The organism is Paenibacillus taiwanensis DSM 18679 (assembly GCF_000425125.1).
GTDB lineage: Bacteria > Bacillota > Bacilli > Paenibacillales > Paenibacillaceae > Paenibacillus_B > Paenibacillus_B taiwanensis.
The window spans coordinates 315346-336642 of record NZ_KE384307.1 but is presented as its reverse complement, the minus strand read 5'-3'; the positions used below and the strand labels follow the sequence as shown (position 1 = coordinate 336642).

General features: G+C 45.4%; 18 protein-coding genes. 8 read left to right on the top strand and 10 right to left on the bottom strand.

All coding sequences use genetic code 11. From position 1 onward, the window contains the following. Nucleotides 1-32: 32 nt before the first annotated feature. The 4 genes from H509_RS0115460 to H509_RS0115445 all read left to right on the top strand — a co-directional run bounded on the left by H509_RS0115460 (nucleotide 33) and on the right by H509_RS0115445 (nucleotide 5039). On the top strand, nucleotides 33-1910 hold the full coding sequence (locus H509_RS0115460; protein ID WP_028545876.1) for a sensor histidine kinase: 1878 nt from the start codon (nucleotides 33-35) through the stop codon (nucleotides 1908-1910). Between the two features lie 43 nt (nucleotides 1911-1953). Further along, nucleotides 1954-3147, top strand: coding sequence for a response regulator (locus H509_RS0115455; protein WP_028545875.1), 1194 nt, complete (start codon nucleotides 1954-1956; stop codon nucleotides 3145-3147). Nucleotides 3148-3191: 44 nt separating this feature from the next. Next, nucleotides 3192-4142 carry a helix-turn-helix transcriptional regulator gene (locus tag H509_RS0115450; RefSeq protein WP_028545874.1) on the top strand — a complete coding sequence of 317 codons (951 nt, stop codon included), beginning with the start codon at nucleotides 3192-3194 and terminating at the stop codon, nucleotides 4140-4142. 129 nt (nucleotides 4143-4271) lie between these two features. Then, nucleotides 4272-5039: a zinc ribbon domain-containing protein gene (locus H509_RS0115445; RefSeq protein ID WP_028545873.1), complete on the top strand. Its 768-nt coding sequence runs from the start codon at nucleotides 4272-4274 to the stop codon at nucleotides 5037-5039. Nucleotides 5040-5181: 142 nt separating this feature from the next. Here the strand turns inward: H509_RS0115445 and H509_RS0115440 are convergent, their stop codons facing one another. From H509_RS0115440 to H509_RS0115425, 4 genes are all read right to left on the bottom strand, one after another. Beyond that, nucleotides 5182-5364 carry a hypothetical protein gene (locus H509_RS0115440; protein ID WP_028545872.1) on the bottom strand — a complete coding sequence of 61 codons (183 nt, stop codon included), beginning with the start codon at nucleotides 5362-5364 and terminating at the stop codon, nucleotides 5182-5184. 282 nt (nucleotides 5365-5646) lie between these two features. Further along, the gene (locus tag H509_RS0115435; protein ID WP_028545871.1) at nucleotides 5647-6321 is read right to left on the bottom strand and encodes a tetratricopeptide repeat protein; all 675 of its coding nucleotides are present in this window, start codon (nucleotides 6319-6321) and stop codon (nucleotides 5647-5649) included. Nucleotides 6322-6442: 121 nt separating this feature from the next. Beyond that, nucleotides 6443-6958 carry a mismatch-specific DNA-glycosylase gene (locus H509_RS0115430; RefSeq protein WP_028545870.1) on the bottom strand — a complete coding sequence of 172 codons (516 nt, stop codon included), beginning with the start codon at nucleotides 6956-6958 and terminating at the stop codon, nucleotides 6443-6445. A 115-nt stretch (nucleotides 6959-7073) separates the two neighbouring features. Further along, the gene (locus H509_RS0115425; protein ID WP_028545869.1) at nucleotides 7074-7751 is read right to left on the bottom strand and encodes a TIGR00266 family protein; all 678 of its coding nucleotides are present in this window, start codon (nucleotides 7749-7751) and stop codon (nucleotides 7074-7076) included. 233 nt (nucleotides 7752-7984) lie between these two features. Here H509_RS0115425 and H509_RS0115420 point away from each other — a divergent pair, with 233 nt between their 5' ends. Then, on the top strand, nucleotides 7985-8590 hold the full coding sequence (locus H509_RS0115420) for a pentapeptide repeat-containing protein (RefSeq protein WP_028545868.1): 606 nt from the start codon (nucleotides 7985-7987) through the stop codon (nucleotides 8588-8590). Between the two features lie 132 nt (nucleotides 8591-8722). Here H509_RS0115420 and H509_RS0115415 read toward each other — a convergent pair whose 3' ends face one another. Next, a complete protein-coding gene (locus H509_RS0115415) occupies nucleotides 8723-10459 on the bottom strand; it encodes a lytic polysaccharide monooxygenase (RefSeq protein ID WP_028545867.1) in 1737 nt (578 codons plus the stop codon). 585 nt (nucleotides 10460-11044) lie between these two features. Between H509_RS0115415 and H509_RS0115410 the strand changes: the two genes are divergently transcribed. After that, the gene (locus H509_RS0115410) at nucleotides 11045-11560 is read left to right on the top strand and encodes a DoxX family membrane protein (protein WP_028545866.1); all 516 of its coding nucleotides are present in this window, start codon (nucleotides 11045-11047) and stop codon (nucleotides 11558-11560) included. 106 nt (nucleotides 11561-11666) lie between these two features. Here H509_RS0115410 and H509_RS0115405 read toward each other — a convergent pair whose 3' ends face one another. Continuing rightward, complete coding sequence (locus H509_RS0115405; RefSeq protein ID WP_028545865.1) at nucleotides 11667-12836, bottom strand: MalY/PatB family protein; 1170 nt, start codon at nucleotides 12834-12836, stop codon at nucleotides 11667-11669. A 178-nt stretch (nucleotides 12837-13014) separates the two neighbouring features. On the opposite strand from H509_RS0115405, the gene H509_RS25555 reads away from it, so the two are divergent. Further along, the gene (locus H509_RS25555; protein WP_036697592.1) at nucleotides 13015-13362 is read left to right on the top strand and encodes a hypothetical protein; all 348 of its coding nucleotides are present in this window, start codon (nucleotides 13015-13017) and stop codon (nucleotides 13360-13362) included. Between the two features lie 290 nt (nucleotides 13363-13652). Beyond that, the gene (locus H509_RS28430) at nucleotides 13653-13757 is read left to right on the top strand and encodes a DUF6254 family protein (protein WP_239329958.1); all 105 of its coding nucleotides are present in this window, start codon (nucleotides 13653-13655) and stop codon (nucleotides 13755-13757) included. Between the two features lie 228 nt (nucleotides 13758-13985). Here H509_RS28430 and H509_RS0115385 read toward each other — a convergent pair whose 3' ends face one another. The 4 genes from H509_RS0115385 to H509_RS26845 form a co-directional block, all read right to left on the bottom strand. Further along, nucleotides 13986-15959, bottom strand: a complete 1974-nt coding sequence (locus tag H509_RS0115385) for a glycoside hydrolase family 2 (RefSeq protein WP_051287227.1) — start codon at nucleotides 15957-15959, stop codon at nucleotides 13986-13988. Nucleotides 15960-16046: 87 nt separating this feature from the next. Next, nucleotides 16047-17732, bottom strand: a complete 1686-nt coding sequence (locus H509_RS0115380) for a type 2 periplasmic-binding domain-containing protein (RefSeq protein ID WP_028545863.1) — start codon at nucleotides 17730-17732, stop codon at nucleotides 16047-16049. Between the two features lie 99 nt (nucleotides 17733-17831). Beyond that, nucleotides 17832-19466, bottom strand: a complete 1635-nt coding sequence (locus H509_RS0115375) for a response regulator (RefSeq protein ID WP_036697589.1) — start codon at nucleotides 19464-19466, stop codon at nucleotides 17832-17834. Between the two features lie 43 nt (nucleotides 19467-19509). Beyond that, nucleotides 19510-21243, bottom strand: a complete 1734-nt coding sequence (locus H509_RS26845; protein ID WP_051287225.1) for a sensor histidine kinase — start codon at nucleotides 21241-21243, stop codon at nucleotides 19510-19512. Nucleotides 21244-21297 lie beyond the last annotated feature (54 nt).

Here is a 21297-nt window from a genome sequence, read left to right as displayed (position 1 = left end):
GTCCATTGTTATCCTGAAAGGGGTTCATCGTTATGGCACGCGGCTTTCGCACCATTCACGGTCGGTTGTTTATTTTATTATTTATTAGCATGATGAGTCTGCTGCTCATCGTGTCATTACTCTACTACAAGCGTGCAACCGACTTGTTTCATACGAAAATCAGCAGTATCGCAGAGAAGAGTGTATCACAAACCGTCAGCTATTATGATCTGCTTTTGAAAGGCTATGACAGCTTAACCAAATCGATCACTGGGAATCTGGATATTCAGCGTCTCTTAGCCGATACTCGGGTCACGGATTCAGCGCTGCGCATGATTAATACACGTACAATTACCAATTTACTCGGTGCAATCTACTATTCCCGCAAAGATATAATAGGTATTCATGTGATGTCCTATAGTGGTTCTTTTTACAGCTATGAAAATTACATTAATGCAATAGATCAACACTATACGTCAAGTCCGTGGTACCGCCAGATTAAGCAGTCTAACGGAGAATTGATCTGGCTTGGTGTATACGATCAATCTGTCATTGACAAGATGGAGACCCGATCGGTATTTGCTTTTGGACGTCAAATGTACGACCTGACCCAGCATAAACCAATTGGCATTGTATTAGTCGAAATGGACTCTGCCCCTATTACGTCCGCACTGGATAATTTAAGGCTAAGCGCGAATAGCAGCGTCACCATTTTAGCTCGAGACGGTGTCGTTGTGGCCTCCACCAATAACCGTTCGACTCCAAATCGTGACCGAACAGCATCAGATCGGCAGCAGGCACCGTCTCTTTCATATGCCAAGCTGGCCAACTTGCTGCTATCACGCGATACACTTGTGAACGACCAAATGAACGATATGCTCGTTGCCGCCAAGCCAAGTATGGCTGATTGGATCGTATATAGTGAAACACCAGAGAAGGATCTGAATGTGGAGCTGGATCAGACGAAAAATTATTTATTGCTCGTTATTTCAATCTTCATCTTGGTGGCAATGGCTTTGGCTGTATTTGTTTCACGAACGATATCCTCCCCCTTAAAACGGCTCATCCAAGAGATGCGGCGTGTGGAAAAAGGCCACTTTAAAGGCGAACTTCAAGTACAGTCTTATGATGAAATTAATATTTTGGTATCTTCCTTTAATCAAATGGTCAAGCGAATGGACGAATTGATTGAACGAGTGAAAGTCTCTTCGATCAGCGAGAAAAATGCACAGCTTCAAGCACTCCAGTCGCAAGTAAATCCACATTTTCTATACAACACACTGGATATGATTTATTGGATGCTAGACGAGAAAGAAAATGATAGACTAGGCAACGTTGTGCTGTCCCTATCCCATCTGTTCCGTTACAGCAGCAACTGGGACAATTGTTCTCAAGTGACGTTAAGGGAGGAACTGGCGCAAATGCGCCATTACTTAACGATAATTGCCTCTCGCCTAGAAGGCAGGCTAGAACTGTATATTCATATGGATGAGCAGTATTTGGATGCTCCACTGCCTAAAATGACACTTCAACCACTAATTGAAAATGCGGTTAAGTATGGGCTGGAGCCTTTATCAGGAATGGGTAAATTAAACGTCTACTGCCAAGCTTCAGACGATGCACTTCATATTATTATTCAAGATAACGGCATTGGTATGGCCGCGGACCGTCTAGCCGAGTTGCAAGAAGCATTACGTCACATCACACTGCAAGCGGTAAAGCCTGACACAGAGCTAACCGCCACAACTACAATGGAACTAAAAGGCCGAAAAGGGGTGGGGCTGCTTAACGTTCATCGCAGGCTCGTGCTGATGTATGGGGAGAGCTTTGGCATCCAACTGGATAGTAAGCACGAACAAGGTACGTCAATTCGGCTCGTCATGCCGCTGCCATATAAGGGCACAGGACACCGATTACCTTCAACAAAGTAGCTGATTCCGGTATTGAAACATCATCTGGTAAGGGGAGCCACTTATGAACATTTTAATTGTAGACGATGAAAAGGTCATTCGCGAGGGCATGGCACGAACAATTCAACAGTATGCGCCTGCCGTTCGCTTATTCATCGCAGCTTCACCTGAAGAGGCTGTTCAAGTGCTTCGCTCACACACGATTGACCTGGTAGTGACGGATATTTTAATGCCAGGTATGACCGGCTTGGAGCTTATGAGACTGTTTTTTGAACGAGCGCCCCGTATAAAGTGGGTCGTAATTTCCGCCCACTCGGAGTTCGCATACGCACAAGAGGCTATTCGATTAGGGGCTAAAGATTACTTGCTCAAGCCGATTGGCAAAGAGCGAATAATGAGTGTTATCGACAAACTGTATGGTGAATGGCAAAATGAAGCGGCCTTATCTTTAGATGCTGCCGAGTTAAAATCCAGCATAAAATATTTACGCGAAGCCATCTTTCAGCGTTGGGCGTCCGGTCTTGATATCGGCTGCTTTGATATGCAGCCCCTCATACAGCGCCATACTATGTTCCATCTTCTCATGGTAAGTCTGAATAGTGACCGTAGTACACATGTCGAGCATTTTATGGTTGAGAACGTGCTAGCGGAATTAATCGATCAGCATGGACACGGATTTGTTGTCAGCTTTGATAAGCAGAATGTATTAGGGCTTGTGACGTTGCACTCTGCATGTGATATGCTAAATTTGACGGAATCCATTAAAGCTCAATTAAAACGGATCGTAAAGGTTCCCTATCACGTGCTTCACTCGCCCCAGATATCTGACTTTGAACGAATACCCGAGCAATTAAGGCAGCTAAGGTTGAGTGCTGCTGCACAAGTCTATGCGCCCAAGGAATGGGGCGGTGAACGTGCGATCGAGCTTGCAGTACAATACATGAAAGCTCATTTTCACGAAGACTTGTCCTTGGAACGGTTGGCAGCCTACGTTTATCTGAACCCCGTCTATTTCAGTCAGCTGTTCAAACAAAAGGCAGGACAAGGCTTTAAAGATTACTTGATCCAGCTTCGTATGGATCAAGCGAAGCTGCTATTGTCCAGCACAGAGTTAAGACTTGCAGATATTGCAGCTCGGATCGGATATCAGGATATACGTCATTTCGCGCAGCTATTCCGCAAAAAGTTTGCGATGACACCGACAACATATAGACAAAGTAGACAGAGTATTGGAAAAGTATCGACAGATGAGGAATAACCCCATTTTAAAATGATGAATGGAAGATAAGAGGCCTAACAACTATGAAAATTGATCGCTTGCTATCGCTTGTCATTGTCCTGTTAAATCGCCGTTCCGTACAAGCGAAAGATTTGGCTGAACTATTTGAAGTTTCGGTACGTACGATATACCGCGATATTGATTCACTAAACATGGCTGGTATCCCGATTGTGACACAACAAGGATCAAACGGTGGTATCCGTATCGCAGAAGGCTACAAGCTTGATCGCAGCCTTTTAAATAACGATGAGTTGGCTTCCATCGTTACTGCCTTGCAAAGCTTAGCTTCCGCCCATCATACCGACAGCACCCAATTGCTGGTCGAGAAGATCCATAGTCTCATTCCGCCTGCACAGGCCGAGACGTTTCAGTTTAAAACCAGTCAATATCGAATTGACCTCACGCCGTGGGGCAACCACAATAAGTTTGAGGAGAAATTCGCGCTGTTGAAGCAGGCCATTGAGACGTTAACCCAAATAACGTTTATGTATTGTGATTCAGCCGGGTCCGTCACAGAGCGAACCGTCGAACCTCATACTCTAGTGATGAAAGGCCAGAAGTGGTATTTGTATGCCTATTGCACACAAAGGCAAGCATTCCGCTTTTTTAAACTACACCGCATCAAACAGTTAAATTCGACAAAGGTACCGTTTCATCGCCGTCCGATCGATTTGGAAGCACAGCCTTGGGATGAAGAATGGCACAAAGCCGATAATCTCATTCGGCTTGTCCTTGCGTTTACACCACAAGCTAGGTATATAGCGGAAGAAAGGTTCGGAGTTGATGAGCTGTATACTGCTGCTGATGGCTCTTTGCGAGTGGAACTGCAATATCCTGAAGACGAGTGGTTGTACAGCTTCCTGCTGTCCTTTGGCCCAAATGTAACCGTCATTAAACCGATTCATGTAAAGGAACGCATTCGGGCTATGGCTCACCAAATTCAACAATTGTATGAGGAAGCCCCCTTAAAATAACTTCAAGAAACCTGACAATCAGTTGTCAGGTCTCTTCCGTTATACTCGTTTTATGAACTGCAACTGCTTCGTTATTGCTAGTTCATGAGTGAACGAATAACATTCGTAAATACAAAGGAGACAAGGACAATGACCCTTTATTGCCAAAGCTGCGGAATGCCAATGGAAAATGAAAAATGGTACGGAACAACCTCACAAGGAAAGCTAGAGCCACAATATTGTCATTATTGCTACCAGGATGGCGCATTTACTCAACCTGATTTCAAAATTACAGATATGATTCAATTCTGCTTGCCTATTTTGGTTGGGGAGGGAATGCCAGAGCAGGAAGCAAAAAATTTACTGGAGAACTCGCTGCCATCGCTCAAACGGTGGCAAGCGCAAGAAGGTGGGCGTCCAATTCCCGAGCTGGCCCCTGTCAGATTTGAAACATTTGAACGCTTCTATATTAGCGGTACTCGCGCACGCACAACTAACTTGCAGGAAATGTCAGGCAATGGTGTTATTGCGGGATTATGGGCGGACTTTTGGGCACAGCAGTCAAGTCCGCCTACGCAACCAATATACGCGTTATATACGAATTACGAAAGTGACGCCTCAGGAGCGTACGATTATGTAATCGGTACGGAATATACAATGAAGCAACAGCACGCCGATAACGCCTTGCCAGAAGCGGGTCAAGCAGATGTAATTGAGGTGCCAGCAGCACGTTATGCTGTGTTTGTCACACGGACTGGGCCCCTTGTTGAAGTAGTCGTCGAAGCTTGGCAAGCGATATGGCACTGGTCGCAGCAGACTGGTCATGTGCGTACTTATACAGGCGACTTCGAATTGTATAACGAACGCAGTAGAGATCCAGAAGCAGCGCAAGTAGAAATCTACATCGCCGTGAAGTAAGGCTGCGCCTCATCATTTTATGGCTTTTTTTGCAGCCTCCACTGCAAAAAAATAGCCTCTAATCTACACGAGATTAGAGACTCAAACGCGTTGCATGTATATCGTAAATAGAACTGAACAGAAAACCGTAACCGATAGGAGATTAAAACGAATCAGGTTCGTTTGGGGTATGAGCTTCATGCATAGTCTGATGAAATTGTTTAATCATTGAGTTGAACAAAAACTGCTCTTGATTGCTCAAACCAACCTGATTTTCCTGCACCACATATTGTTGAATGTTGCGCTTCATAATTTCATGACGACGTTCCGCTTCCGCTAATAACACCGAATCACTCCTTCTTAGTAAAGTTTTCCTAATAGGACTATTCAAGTATAACGAACATCGCCGCTTTAAGAAAATGCAGTGTAAAAGCATACTCGCGTATCTCCTACGCTGAGCTTGGTTGAGAGCAGCAGAGCTATCCCCATTTAGAATAATGCTCCTATATCCTCGACCATCCACCCCAATCTAATTGGTAAAACGTTTCCAAACGCAAATTGAACCACTCGTTCTTCTTCCCCTGCTACACCATTAGGACATGTGTAATTTGTCAGCAATCCCTCAGTCCTATGAGCCCATTGCCTTTAACCTGCTACGAAGCATCCAGGCCCTTTCCTTCCGACGCATGTACTTCGGTAGCGCGCGATAGATGTTAATCGCCTCGTTCCATGAGCGCTTGGCGTCATCGTTACGGCTCATCTCTTCATACAGCAGTCCCATTCGATAATAGGCCTCACACGATGAAGAATGCAACGTATGCAGTTCTTGCAAGGCCTGAAGTGCCTTGTCCTTATCGGTACGGGCAAACAAAGCCGCGAGCCGCAAATAAGGCTGTCCGTATTTCACACGTGCATTTATGTCCAGCGCCTGCTGAATCGCTTGTATTCCCTTCGCTTCGTCATCGGTATGGATATAACTTGTTCCCAAGTCGTCCCAATATTCAGCCGAATGCTCCATTCGATCTTGAATCGGCTCCAATACTTCTCTTGCTTCCCGATAACGCTTGCGTTCAAGCAGCAGCCGTCCCAATTCGTGCTTTAGAGTTACATCGTGTGGGTTTGCATTTAGTTCCTGCTTTAGCTTCCCAATTCGCTGCATTCGCTTAATCGGCCGAATGAAACTGGGAGAGAGACCAACAAACCTGCGCTCCAGCATGTACGCAATAATTAGCATGACAATAATAGCGATAAATGGATTACCAAATAACCAATATAACAATCCAAACCCTAATAATTTACTCATCTATTTATTCACACCCTCTATTAAACTACGAGTATTATACCATATCTTGGATAAAATGATAGGTTATTTTACTCGTGTTTAAATAGAATGCCACATAAAAAAGTGTTCGTTATTTTGCCAGCTAACGATCTGGCCGTGTAAGCCCTATTGCTAACCGTCGGTAGATATCTATTACTTCTTCTAGCTTCATTCTGACCAGCCCACTCGAGGATGGCGCAACAAATACCAAGGTCCCTTCCACTATTGGCTCAGCCTGATATCCCCATACAGCATCCTTACCGCTAAACGCCTTATAGACACCTTTGCCTACAAAGCAGACCACTTGCGGTTGCGACAACGTTATTTTGTGTAAGAGCTTGATTCGCCCCTCAGCATATTCCGCAGTCGAAATCTCGGCAGCAGTCCTTGTCGGCCTAGATACAATGTTGGTAAATCCGTAGCCGAGTGCTAACAAATCTTGATCCTCGGCTGCATGATACAGGCGCTCTGTCAATCCAGAGCGGTATAAAATAGTCCAAAAACGGTTGCGTGGGTTAGCGTAATGATGACCTGTCTCACCAGAGCGAAGGCTAGGATTAAAGCCCACAAACAATACTTTAAGACCTGGTTGAATATGATCCGCAATTTCAGAAAGCACGTCTGTTCACTCCCTTTAAAAACCATTGTTTACATATTCCCTGCGCACATGTCGATTATTTCTATGACAAAACACCCTGCTATGGGCAAGGTGCTTTGTTGTGTTGCTAACCATTTTATTTGCTCGGAATAAATTGCTGCACCCACTGGCCAAAGCCTCGTGGATTACGTGTCTGGATAAGCACCGATCCTTCTCCACGGAAGCGGCAAACAAGCACCTCACCGCTCGTAACAGAAGATATCCATCCTTTTGATGATTTCTCTAGCTTATAGTCAATGTAACTAGGCCAAGCAACCAAGTGACCGTTATCAATTACAACCTCTTCTCCTGGTCCTAGCTGAATCGGATGAATGGCGCCGTATGAGGATAGGAACACTGTACCACGCCCACTAATTTCAATGATAAAAAAACCTTCACCTGACAACAAACCTTTGCCTAGGCGCTGCATCTTCGTAGACACCTCAATACCACTCGTTGCAGCAAGAAATCCGTCTTTTTGTACAAAAAGTGAATAGCTTCCATCCAACTCAACCGCCGTAATTCCACCAACAGAAGCCGGTGCAAGTGTAGCCTGCCCATAACCTTGCTGAGATGTCAGCTCTTGAAAGAAAAACTTCTCCCCGCTCAACATCCGGCCTAATCCTTTCATAAGACCGCCTTCCATCGAACCGCGCAGCTCAATATTCGGGCTCATTGACACCATTGCACCTGATTCTGCTTTAATGGACTCACCATGCTCTAATCCAATCTGCAAGAGCGGAAATGCACCTTCGTACAATATTTCATAACGCACCTGAATCACCCTTTCTTGATAAGACTGGACGTATGAAATGGCACATATAGACCTGCCCCCGTATGCCCATCTCTCATCTATAACTTGTAATACACATTAGAACGACAGACGTTGTATGTATATCTCTAATTGCATGAGATTTATGCAAGCTGATAAAATGAATGCAGTCAACAAAAGCATTTGTTTGGTAAACTCGGACAGATTAACTTTTCTACTTCAAAGGAGCGTTATGAATGTACCAATATATAGAGCAACAATATACGGAAGTAGATTTTAGTCATAAAGAATTGCGGGATGGCGAACTGCGGGGCTGTACATTTACCAACTGCCGCTTCCGCGGTGCTCATATGGAAGAAGTATGGACAACAAGCTGCCACTTTATAAACTGTGACTTCACCGGTGCCGTGTTAAACGCCTCTGTACATACACGCTCCGCCTTTACGAATTGTATATTTAGCGGCACGAACTTATTTGTAGCCAAGTTTGAGGAATGTAAAATGACAGGATCCGACTTTGCCAATGCCCAGTTGGATGGTATAACGATTCAAGGCGGCGATTGGTCTTACACGAATTTGCGGCATGCCAATCTGGTCAAGCAGCAGCTTCGACACGTGAAGTTGACGGAGGCAGACTTGTATGAATGCAATCTCGAAAAAGCAGATCTTAGAGATGCTGATCTGACTCGTGTACGGCTTGGCAAAACTAAACTTAAAGGCGCAGATCTCAGGGGAGCGATCGTTGATGGTGTTGACTTTAAGTCAATTGACATCAAGGACGTGCGCCTTGATATCACACAAGCTGTAGTAATGGCTCGATCATACGGTGCCAAAGTAGATTAACTGATGGTATCATCATATAAAAGCCGCCTCTCCTCGCCTTATTCGATAACCGAAAATTGTGTTATCGTATGACGAGATCGAAGCGGCTTGCTTACATGTAATCGTTATTTAGGACGCTAACGAGCAATATGCTTACTTTACGAGCACCCATACATCCGATGCGCCTGGTGTTTCACCTTTTGTCCACCATTTGGCTTGATATACTTTACTTTGGTAAGTTACCTTAGCTTGTCCATCGTAAGCAGTCGCTTTGTTCCACTCCAATGTCACATTGCTAACTACTTTCCACACATCCGATGCCCCTGGCTCATCCCCTTGTGTCCACCATTTGGCTTCATATTCCAAACCGTTATGGGTGACACGATCGCGACCGAGATATACTTTACTGCGATCCCACGTGGTGAATTGCGTTTTGGCTTTTGTACTTGCTTCAACAGCTGCACTTGCTGCTGAACGGTTAGCCGCTGCATCTACAGCTACCACAGTGTACGTATACTTCGTATCCGGCGTTAAACCGTTATCTACAAAGGAAGGCTGTGTCGAGGAGCCAACCAATTGGCCATTCCGATACACTTCATATTTAGCTACACCAACATTATCGGAGGATACACTCCAAGACAAGGTTATACTTGACTCTGTCTGTGCAGTGGAATTGACGTTACCTGGAACTGTAGGTGCTTCTTTATCGACTACAGCTGCTTTTGTACTTACTACAAATGGGGCGCTTGCTCCAGAACGATTGCCTGCTTCGTCCACAGCTACAACGGTATACGTGTATGTGGTTGCCGGTGTCAGTCCGCTATCCATAAAGGACGGTTCTGCAACTGTACCTACCAGTTTGCCGTCACGGTATACCTCATACTTAGCCACACCTACGTTATCAGTAGAGGCTGTCCAGACTAGATGAATCCCTGTCTCCATCTGATGAGGCGCTTTTACGTTAGTTGGAACAGAAGGGGCTTCTTTATCAACCACTGGTGATTTAGTGCTGACCGACAACGGCTTGCTAGCGGCCGAGCGATTGTTTGCTCCATCCACAGCGATTACTGTGTATGTGTAAGCTGTAGTTGGCGTTAGACCTTTATCCGTGTAGGATGGCGCTGTTGTAGTCCCTAGCAGTTTGCCATTACGGTACAATTCGTACCATTTGATACCTGCGGAAGCCGAGGATACATTCCATTTAAGCTCAATGCTCGTTGTCGTTTGCGATGGCGAAACTACGTTGCCTGGTACTGTCGGAAGCTGAACTTCGGAACCATCGTTCACAAGGTTGACGTCCAGAACTTGATAAAAGGCATTCGGTGTATCTGCAATTTCCCAAACACCAAGAATTAAATGATATCCGCTACGATCTTTTGGTACATTTACTTCATGAGAAACTTTTGTTTGCGGTTTTTTGCCGCCATCATCAAAGTATGCAATTTGTTCGAGATCTGCACGTTTTAATGGCTTGCTCGGGTCCCAATCTTTTTTTGTAATGTAATATTTCCATTCCTTCGTGCTATGTGGAGCTGTCAGGTGCCAGGAGATCGTATTTTTGCCGCCATTCATCGTAACTTTAGACCAGCGGTTAGCTGATTGCTCGTACAGCTCTGGAAAGATTCCGCCGCCCGTTATTTGACCATCTTTAGGTCCGCCTTCTGGAAAGTTGCCTAATGCTTCTACGCTTTGCGGTTCATATTGGACCGCGCCGCAAGATTTATTTTCACCTTGCTTGCACAATAAGGCGCGGCTAGCAGGGCCCTCAATATACCCGTGTGCTGATGCAGTATCTGCAAAAGCAAAAGTTGTTGCTGCACCAACTGCCACCAATCCCATCGTTACTAAAAGCGTTGAAACATTTGTTTTCCACAATCTTTTTGTCAACATCAGATCAATCTCCTTATTCATTCGTAGTATATCGCCTGGTGAAACTTACTTTTGGATAAGCTGACTGTACTTGATGAGCTTTGCTTAAGAGTTGAACAACCGCATATGTCTCCCCTCATATGCATCATTGTTCATAACACACTCTTGTCCATATCTTACTAAATGCCAACATTCCTCGAAAGGTTCATCATACCTAGTAACACAAGCGGCGGTGTAGATGAATGCATATACAAATGTATACGTTTTCCATTAGATCACTTATGACTGTAGTCTTAATTTAGTCGGGACAATGTTCTACTTTCTTTTCATACATCCGACTACTTTAAACAAGAAATGGATAATATGAGACAGCAAGACTATAACAAAAAGTGGTAGTTATATTCTACAAAATTTAAGCGGTATAATTCTTGGAGACTATACATCGCGAGGTTACTGTACCTAAAGAACTACTAAATTTCCATGCAAAAAAATGAATTTTTGTACAAAATAGCTCTCCAAACACCTTGAATTTCTTCTCCAAGAGCTTTACAGTGATCATGCAGCCAAAAAATTTGGCTAAATTTTAAAAAGTCGAAGGAGGAATTAATAATGATCGAATTTTTAAGGAGGAACCTGTGGGCTTCAGCTTTTCTGTTTTTGATCCGGCTATACTTGGGCTATACCTGGATATCAGCAGGGCTCGGCAAAATATCAGGCGGATCGTTTGATGCAACTGGATTTCTAAACGGTGCCTTGGCCAAAGCAACTGGTGAGCGTCCCATTGTCCAAGGCTGGTGGGCATCTTTTCTCGAACACGTCGCATTACCGAATGCAGGGTTATTCAGCATCATGGTACAATGGGGTGAAATTCTGGTTGGCGCCGGTCTCCTGTTAGGCGTATTAACGAAAACAGCTGCTTTCTTTGGCATCGTCATGAATATGTCTTTCCTCTTAAGCGGAACGATTAGCAGCAGCCCGATTATGATTATACTGTCTATGTTTGTTCTTGTTGCACATACAAACGCAGGCCGCATAGGATTAGATTATTATTTACTTAGCAAGCTCAGATCTAAATCTGACAGAGACAGATCCCCTCACAGCAGTGCAGCTTCCTCTGCATGATTTATTAGCCTGTCCCAGCAAGAAAGGTCCCCAGACGTTAGCCGAAGACCTTCCAACATTGTATTGTATAAGGCAGTCTGATGCATCTGATGCTTATGGTGCTACTTTATGAAAGAGCATGTATGGCTCGCTCCATCCGTTCCAGCGCTTCCTGGATCACACTGCGCGACGATGCCATATTTAAGCGCTTGAATCCGCTTCCTTCCACTCCAAAAGTATAACCTTCACTTAACCACACCTTGGCCTGTGTAAGCGACCAAGATTCAAGCTCGCTGTTATTCATGCCGAGCGCACGAAAATCGAGCCACTTTAAATATGTGCCTTCCAATGCGACAGTTTTCACCATTGGCATTTTTGCGGCGATATAAGAATCAATCAGAGCATTGTTCTGCTCCAAGTATTGTATAACTGCTTGCAGCCATTGCTCACCATAGGTATAACCAGCGATTGTAGCCTCAATCGCGCCCACATCCAGACTCGTGCAGCCCACACTGTTAATAGCGACGTTATACGCCTTGCGAAGCGCTTCATTCTGGATGATGATATTTCCCATCTTAAAGCTCGCAAGGCTAAACGTCTTGCTCGGTGCAGTTGCTGTAATCGTAATCTGAGACACTTCCTCCGATAACGACGCGATCGGAATATACGGATTTGGGCCGTAGACAAAGTCGTGGTGAATATCATCCGAGAAGATGATGACATCGTTCTCCAAACATATATCCGCGAGCCGCTTTAGATCATCCCGCGACCACACTCTGCCTACCGGATTGTGAGGATTGCATAGGAAGCATAATTTCAGGGCAGGATCTTGCGCTTTTAACGCAAAGTCCTCAAAATCAATCTCATAACGCCCATTGACCAACTTTAGCGGATTTGTAACCAGTTCGGCACCGTTTAGTTGGATCATTCTTGCGAATTGCGGATATACTGGTGGCTGAATCATGACCTTTTCGCCAGGCTTGACGATCGATCGCACCGCAAACGCCATTGCCGGAATGACCCCTGGAGTGGTCAGAACCCAGTCATGCTTCACATCCCATGCATGACGGCGCTGCATCCAACCTGTCACTGCCTCATAATAGGAGTCCGTACATAACGTATAGCCATAATTCGGAATGTTCATGCGCTGCATTAGCGCATTGTGTATTTCTTTTGCAGCAGGGAAATCCATATCAGCAATCCATAGCGGAATACAGTCTAGCTGCAATGTATGCTGAGGCGTAGCTTTAATTGCATTCAACCTTCTTCTGTCCATCATTCCATCAAAGTTGTACATATCATTCTCCTCGTTAGACTTCTAGCTGTAGTAATTGTCTAGTCTTTATATTAACGTAAACGGAATCATATTAAAAATAAGGAAAACGCCGCATTTCATTCGGTCAAGACAAATGAACAAGCAGCTATTCAGAGGAGTGCGTATCCTATAGTACTTTCTGAAAAGGAGATGTGAGCAAATGAAACGTAATTCTTGCGGTTGTGGTCCTAGCAAACCAAATATGGGTGGCGTCTCACCTTATGGCATGAGCCCTAATATGATTAGTCCTGCAAGTGCAGGTGCAGGAATGGGACCAAATATGAATCCTAGTATGGTCAGCCCCGCTTCCACAGGCCCTCTCAATCCGATCGTAGCCCCAGAACAAACGATATACAAAAACTTCTACCATACAGCAACTCAGCCTATCGTTCACCCTGTTAATATTGTCAACCAACACCATACGATTCCAGTACCTCAGCACTTCTGTTCCTACAATGTAAAAGACGTTAACTGTGGCGTGCGTAACAAACGTAGAGGCCGTCGCTAATCCCCATTTTGTTCATTAGAGCCCAATTGTAGATAAGAAGCGCCTGCTCAACATGAGCAGGCGCTTGCTAATAAACCTAAGTTGACTAAACCTAAAATCTAAGTACAAAGCACAACAACATTACATAAAGGCTCACTTAACGTCTGCTTTTCAGCACTCCCAAACTTTTGTACGAATAAAGCAGCGTCATCACGTCGATTCTATATTCACATCCGTGTCACAAGTTCGCCGCACCTTGCTCACGGATTACTTTGCAGCACTCATCTTTATTTTTGAAGGGAGATTCAAACATGTCCATTCCAAAAAACCGTCGAGAAAATGCGAATAAAATTCGCAAGCAAACTCCACATGCACACGGAAAAATTAAATCATTCCGTGAGCTGGCTGAGGAATAGACAGTTCAGTCAACTGACGTAAGCGCAAGTTTACGTCAGTTCCCCTTCATTGTAGCAGATCACAAACCGAGCGAGAGACAAACTTTTGCGTGATAACTTGAATTTGATATTGCTAAATGGATAAGCTATGTGGAAATGAGATGGTTACGACCTCAGACAGCCATTAAACAACAAGCAAGCCGATTCAACCGATATACAAGTGATGGGATTAACTACCGCACCCAATCCCTATCGTCCCGCCAGTCTTCTGTAGTCTTGCTGCAGCAATGACTTTACTGGCTTTTCACGGAGACGGTCCATATGATATAGCCCCATCGTCTGAACCCACTGGCTGTGATTCACATACCAGTTATACATAGGCCAATAATCAATACCAGCAACATAACCGCCAGTCTGCGGCTCTCCAACATCATTGACGGTCGCATACGCTAACAGTGCTTGCAGTGTATCGCGATACATCTGTGCCTGTTTTTCAGCGTCGCTATCGTCTACTCTGCTCCAATACCCGTACTCTGTATTAAGAATCGGCTTGTCTGGCCACATGCTGTGGGCCTTCTCCAAAAACTGTTTTGTGCCCTCATAAGCCGTCCCCCCGTGGAATATGCCAAAATACATCGTCCATGCCGCCACATCAAGCGGTTTCATCGACTCATCATGTGCCCCTGGCTGATCCGCTGCGGCGCTCTGCGTAATTAAACGACCGTCCGCATACTTGGTTCGAACATCAGAAACAAGTCGCTCATTATATAGTTTACGCAGCTTTACATCTTTGCTTTCATTTTGTGTGCTCCATATGAGCACCGACGGACGATTATATTGTGAATATATCATTTCGCGCCACATTTGATCTGCGAGCCGTTTCTGCTCCTGTACCTCATAATGAATCGTTTCGAATTGCCATAGCGGTATCTCGCTCATCGCTGCCAAGCCGAGCCGATCTGTCAACAGATACGTATGAATATGATTCGGGTAATGAGCGGTCCGCACCATATTTGCGTGTAATTGCTGGATTTGTATCAAATCGCTCTTGATACGCTCCCAAGCAGCTGTCCTGCCAAAGATTGGCCACTCTTCATGCCGCGCAACACCACGCAAAAACAGAGATTGCCCGTTCAGCTCAATTTGCGTGCCTGACGTCCGAATCGTCCGAACACCAAACTGAGTGGCAAGTTGATCGTGCTGCTCCAATTGCTCTCCCTGTAAGCTAAGCTTGGCAACATACAAATGAGGGTGCTCCATCGCCCATAGCTTGGGCTGCTGGACATGGAGATGCCATATTACTACCCGACTTTGCCAAGGCTCTAGCTCAATGCTTCGCGGGTCCCAATCATCAATTGCCACAGCAGATGCCCGAATATCGTCTGCATTGGGAGATGCTAGCAACTGATCGGTTACAGTTGTCGCCTCATAAAGTTTACCTTCAAGCGTAACCCGTGCACCAGTAGCGGCACGATTCTCAACAACTCCCTTTACAATCAGATGTCCGAGCTCATCCTGTGGAACAACATCGAGGCGTGCGATATGGATAGTTGAAGCCGCCTCCAAATACAAATCCTGTATGACACCTGTGTAGTTAAAGAAGTCTGTATCTACTCTGGCAGGAATCATATCTACACGGCTTCCCCAAGGGGGGTTGTCTATTCGGATTGAGACCCCGTTCATTCCTTCACACAGCATAGGCGTTACATCTAACGCAAACGGCGTAAACCCGCCCTCGTGATAGCCTGCCCACTGACCATTAATCCAAATATCACATATATAGCTAATCCCTAAACTTTTTAAAGTAACCGCCTTTTCCAGCCAATTGAGAGGAACTTGGAACGTTCGACGGTACCACACTCCATCCTCATACCGCTCTGCTCCGGCAGGAAACTCCTCACCTGTCATTCGGTTTTCCGGTCCTGGAAGTTCGATTGTACTCCATGCGGAATCATCATATTGAGGGGCTGTGCGGCCCTCTGCCTCTATTTCTACCTCGCTTATCCACTTCATACTGCGCGGAGCCAGTGATTGGTCATGATCAGCAGCAAAACGTTGTTTGCGCCAGACACCGTTTAAAGATAAGGTTTGTCGGTGTTGCGGTTCAAAAGTGGGGACGGGTATGCCGCTTTGAAAGGCAATAAAATGTTCCTTTACTTGCTTGATCTCAAACGTAGGCTGCAAATAACCAGCTGGCATTTGCTGCGGCAATCTATTACGCATACAACTCCCTCCATCATCCGGCCTCAACTTGTGAGCAGCTCTCAATATAGCGGAGCACTGCTAATTTGCCGTGCTCCACTCTTAACACTATTTAATCGTTACAGCCTTATACCACTCGTTTACTTCCTTTGTCACTTGCTCGCCGCCATTCTGCTTCCACTTCTCCACAAACGTATCGAAGTCATCAACCGGCAGTTTGCCATAAATAATTTTGTTAAAGGTTTCAAACTCGGATTGACGCAGCAAATTCCATTTGCTCTGCATGGTAGGCGTTGGAGCACCGTTAAAATAATTTTTACGTCGAATGTCCTTTTGATCCATCACAACCTTGGCACCGTACCAATTTTCCGGCTTGCGCTTCTGTGCAAGCAGCTTCTCATACGGTGTCTCTGGCTTCTTGCCCTCGGCCAGCTTAACCAGAGTACTCATGTACAAGTCTGGAATGACTGCTTGATTGTTGTTAAAGCCCGTAATAAACATAAACTCGTTGTTGTAGTCCGGAATGTTCGCAGGATCACTTGTTGGTTTGCCATCCACTACGTCCCAGTCATACCCCTTGGCAAAACCAAATTCGAACTCCCCGCCAACTGGCGGATTCGCATAATGCTCAAGCAAATAATTATAGTAAATAAAAATAGCTTCCGGATGCTTTGCCTTTTTACTAATTAGCACGTTGCCGTTAGCACCTGTGCTGCTCTTCCACTTGGTGCCGATTTTGCCGTCAGGACCGGCGGGAATCGGATAAGCCTTGTATTGTGCATGCGGCACATTTTTAGTCAAATCAGGTGCAGGCCAATCGGGAATCCACTGTGCACCTGGTAATATGCCCGCGCTGCCTTTTGTCCAAATTTCAGCAGATTTCCCTTCATCCCACAAAGCCGCATCCGGATGAATGTAACCTTTCTCCATCCACTCATGCAGCTTTTGTAATGCCTGCTTAGTACCTGGATGGATCGAGCCGTATTGCAGTTGACCATTTTCGCCCATGTTCCACTGTTCGGGTACTTCGCCATAAGCCGCAAATACCCATTCCAATGAACCCATCCAGCCGTTATACCCACTCTTCATAGCACCCGTCAGTGGAAATACGTTATCAGGAGCAAGCCCGTCAGGGTTATGATGCTTGAACTGATCCATGATATGCTCCAAATCAGTAATCGTTTGAGGTGCTGTCAGTTTTAACTTGTTCATCCAGTCTTCCCGCAGCCAAAGTGCCGTATTGTCATTATCCAGATTTTCCAGAATCGGCAGCGCGTACTTTTTACCCTCTTTTATGTACGGATACCAAATTTCAGGATGCTGTTTGGCATGCTCTTTCAAAATAGGCGAGGCATATGCGTCAAACAGATGATCAATCGCCATAAACTCTTCCGAATCGATCAACTGGCCTATGACGACAGGGTCATCATAATAAGGAACAAAATCAGGAATCTCTTCACCTGAGGACAAAGCCAGCTGCAATTTTTGCTTGTACTGGTCCGTATTGGCCGGCTCCCAAATGTTGTTGATTTTAATACCTAGACGCTGCTCAGCCCACCGACTGTGCACATTGTTATCCTTAGTGTCACCCTTTGTATATTTACGCTGGCGTCCTACACTAGTAACCTCAACGGGAACGGCATACTTGCCATCTTTGATCTTAATGTCTGCCACCGCAGGTTGTTCTGTGCTCGGTGCAGTTGTATCGTGATTGGAGTCGGAACAGCCCGCGAGCATGCTTATTGTCAGTATGCTAATCAACAACAGCTTAAGCCCTTTCCCCTTGTTGACCATCTGTATATCTCCCCCTTATGTTGTAGATAGGTTCATCTTATCAACCCGATGTATGCGTTTCCATAAGGGTTTGTTATGTTTGATAAGAGTTTGTTGGTGTTACTCGCAAGTTTGCTTATGCCGCTCCCGATATTCTTGTGGTGTCATGCCATAATATTTTTTATACACTTTGATGAAGTAAGCAGGGTCCGAATAGCCGATTAGTTCACAGATTTCATAAATACGCTTTGCTGTCTCCGTGAGCAGCCTGCTGGCTTTGTCCATACGGACATTCATCATGTACTCACTTAGACTTTGACCCGTTTCCAGCTTATATATTTTCGATAAATGAGTGGGGTGCATATGAACTTCATCAGCAATCGCCCGCAATGAAGCGTCCTTATGCAGATGATGCTCAATAAATTGGTGGACTTTACGAATCGTACTCTGTCGGCTGCTCTGTACTTCTGCTCTCTGTACCTGCTGAATGAGCCGTAACATGTCGTATGACCATTGCTCAAGCGCCTGGATCGAACGGAAAGGTGCTCCATTGTCAAAGGATGACATCAGCTCTGGGCTTAAATCGGTCAAATATTGGCCGTTTCGATGAATAAGCTGCATATATGCTGTACTAATTTCCATTCCCGCAATCAGGACATGCTCGTAGGATTGCTGCCACTGTTCCGATAACTCTGCAAAAATATAGCTCAAACGCTGCGCTGCCAATTCCCATTGGGACATCTCCAGCAATTGCAGCAGCGTCGGCGTCGTGTGAAGCGCGCGCATAGATTTGGCCGCAGGATGCCTAGCAGCGGATTCAAGCAGAATTAGCTCCTGTCGTTCACCCACCTGTCGCCTGAAGTCGATTAGTGCCTGCTCATACGCAGACCTTACTCCCGTCGGAAACGTATGCTCTCTAGTCAGCAGCAGTGACACTGGTTCCTTGGCGATCGACTTCAGCTTCTGCTGCAATCCGAGCATCATGTGCTCCAGCAAGCGGCGGACCTCAGCAGACGCGAACCCGCTGTCAGCCGGCTGAAGCAGCAGCACGATGTAACCGTGATCTTCGCGGCAGCCCCATACTTCAAAGTCTGGTGACAACCATTCCTCTGCTATATTAAGCACCGCAAATTCTACCCAGTTACGATCTGTTGTTGGATGATGAGACGCTGTCTGATATTCATTTTCGAGCCGAATCAGCATCATCCACACATCACGCTGCTCCGCAAAAGGAATTTGGTAGCGTTCCGCTTGATCCTTCCATCGGCTCGTATGCCCTTGACCGATAAGCCATTCCCGCAGCAAATGACTACGAATAAGCGGCAAGTTCTCTTGCAAGCTGTGCTGGAGCTTCTGATACACACCTTTATCCGCATCTCGCTGCTCTAATTGCTGAACAGCCTTATTGACAACACGAAATAATTCCTCATCCTTTATAGGTTTAAGCAAATAATCAAATGCCTCCAAGCGCATCGCCTGCTTCGCATATTCAAACTCCGAATAGCCGGACAAGAGCAAACAAACTGTGTCGGGCTTCCGTTTCTTGATCTCTTCTATTAGTTCCAGCCCCGACAGCTCAGGCATCGATATATCCGTAAGGACAAGATCGATCGGATAAATATCGATTAGCTCCAACGCTTCAAACGGAGAGTACGCTTTATGTACCACATCAATCTGTAGTTCATTCCAAGGCTTATGATCAGCCAGATTGTCCACCCAATGAGCTTCATCGTCTACGATCAGCAAGTTTCTCATCAGTCACTCTCCTTCTCCTGCCTGTTTCTGTGGTGAGAATGCTTTAATTATGCATCTGGTCTGGAACACTCCATTCTAGGCGAACGACAAGTCCGTGAAGATTCGCTTGCCTAATCGTTACGGCAGCCCCTTCCGAATAACGATACAGAAGTCGCTGCCTGACATTCCACAGGCCATATCCTATCTGCGGATTGTCCGTGGCTGTGACGGCTTGCAGCAATAACGCAAGCTGCTCATCCGTTAAGCCCTTGCCGTTGTCTTCAACCTCAATCCACGCCCGTTGACCAGACCGCCCTCCGCAAATACGGATATAAGCTGGCCGCATCAAGCTGCTAATGCCGTGCACAACGGCATTTTCCACGACAGGCTGTATAATTAGCCGCGGGACAATTAAGTTGTGCAGCGATTCATCGATATCGATCTCGACGTGCAAACGTGAAAATCGCATCCGCTGAATGTCCAGATAGCTGCTGACTACGGTCACTTCATCTTTCAGCATCACTTCCGAAATATCTGTACGTGTCATGTATCGATAATAATCACTTAAATTATGTGCCATCGTAATAGCTGTTTGATCTTGCTTCATCTCAACCATATTAATGATAAAACCAAGGCAGTTGTATAAAAAATGAGGATTGATCTGCGCCTGAAGCTGCTTTAAATAAGCATCCTTCGTTCTTAACTGCTCCATCAAAATGTTCTCTATCAACGCCTTCATGTCTTTACTCATCTCATTAAATCGATCAAACACAAAAGTAAACTCGTCGTTACGATTGGTCTGAATCTGAACAGCATACTGTCCAGATTGAATGCTTTTAAGCCCACGCATCAATGTCTTAAGAGGCGCAAGCACATGACGATGCACAGTAAAAGACATAAACAGGGTTAATAGAAACAACACAATTAGCACTCCATAAAAAAGACCATTTACTACGGCCAACGGCTTCATAGCATCATCAAGCAACCTGCTATCGACCATATACCAATCGAGACTGTTTGATTTAACTCCCGTAACCAAATACTGCTGTCCGTTAGCCTTAAATACATATTGAAAAGTTGACCCCCGTTCCCTCCCCTGCAAATTGTTAACGACAAGTTGGGTCATAAAAGTGTCTGCCCCACTCCCTTCAATCCACTCATCCTGACTGTAATACAAAATCGTATGGCCACGATTATGCGCCATCGCCCGATCCAACGTCTCACGGATGTTAGATTCCGGAAATGATGCACCTACAATCGTAGTCGCATGCGGGCTCGCTGCTCGCTCACGGATAATACCATCTAACGTGAAGCGATAAAAACTTCGGTCTGCGGAGGGCTCATTTTGTCGTAATACCCAGCGGGCTGTTAAATGATGTTGGAATAAGCTTTCTTGAAATAGGTTACTGTCAAGTGCAATCAATTCTTGATTCAGCACGGAGTATATTCCATAGGCGCTTTTCCACTGGGCAAACGTATTTTCTTTGTATGCGAGTTTATCCTGTATGGACCTGCGATTTTCGATCCGGTCATAATTTAAAGCCTCCATTGAAATAGATGCAAATCGTTTCACCGTAGAATCGGTCAACAACGTTAGCTGGAAGTCTGTCATTTGACGCACCTTGCTGTCCAATTCCTCTGTCAGCAGCATCAGCTTCTGCAAGCTGGAGCGGCGTATTTCGTCTTGTAATATCGTCGTTGTACGCTGATGAGCGATTCCGTAAACAACAACAATAATAAAGAAGATCATTGCAAGCCCAAAGTTCAGCTTTTTGAACAGGTTACCACGAAATTTCATCTGTCCCCCTCTTTTCCATGCAATTGCCTAATGAATTCCTACCTGCCTAACAAA

Bases quoted from the DNA above. Each gene is read 5' to 3' on its own strand.
- H509_RS0115435 (WP_028545871.1), bottom strand. From the start codon at position 6,321: ATGAGTAAATTATTAGGGTTTGGATTGTTATATTGGTTATTTGGTAAT.
- H509_RS0115420 (WP_028545868.1), top strand. From the start codon at position 7,985: ATGTACCAATATATAGAGCAACAATATACGGAAGTAGATTTTAGTCAT.
- H509_RS0115415 (WP_028545867.1), bottom strand. From the start codon at position 10,459: ATGTTGACAAAAAGATTGTGGAAAACAAATGTTTCAACGCTTTTAGTA.
- H509_RS0115445 (WP_028545873.1), top strand. From the start codon at position 4,272: ATGACCCTTTATTGCCAAAGCTGCGGAATGCCAATGGAAAATGAAAAA.
- H509_RS28430 (WP_239329958.1), top strand. From the start codon at position 13,653: ATGTCCATTCCAAAAAACCGTCGAGAAAATGCGAATAAAATTCGCAAG.
- H509_RS26845 (WP_051287225.1), bottom strand. From the start codon at position 21,243: ATGAAATTTCGTGGTAACCTGTTCAAAAAGCTGAACTTTGGGCTTGCA.
- H509_RS0115455 (WP_028545875.1), top strand. From the start codon at position 1,954: ATGAACATTTTAATTGTAGACGATGAAAAGGTCATTCGCGAGGGCATG.
- H509_RS0115375 (WP_036697589.1), bottom strand. From the start codon at position 19,466: ATGAGAAACTTGCTGATCGTAGACGATGAAGCTCATTGGGTGGACAAT.
- H509_RS0115385 (WP_051287227.1), bottom strand. From the start codon at position 15,959: ATGCGTAATAGATTGCCGCAGCAAATGCCAGCTGGTTATTTGCAGCCT.
- H509_RS0115380 (WP_028545863.1), bottom strand. From the start codon at position 17,732: ATGGTCAACAAGGGGAAAGGGCTTAAGCTGTTGTTGATTAGCATACTG.
- H509_RS0115450 (WP_028545874.1), top strand. From the start codon at position 3,192: ATGAAAATTGATCGCTTGCTATCGCTTGTCATTGTCCTGTTAAATCGC.
- H509_RS0115405 (WP_028545865.1), bottom strand. From the start codon at position 12,836: ATGTACAACTTTGATGGAATGATGGACAGAAGAAGGTTGAATGCAATT.
- H509_RS0115460 (WP_028545876.1), top strand. From the start codon at position 33: ATGGCACGCGGCTTTCGCACCATTCACGGTCGGTTGTTTATTTTATTA.
- H509_RS25555 (WP_036697592.1), top strand. From the start codon at position 13,015: ATGAAACGTAATTCTTGCGGTTGTGGTCCTAGCAAACCAAATATGGGT.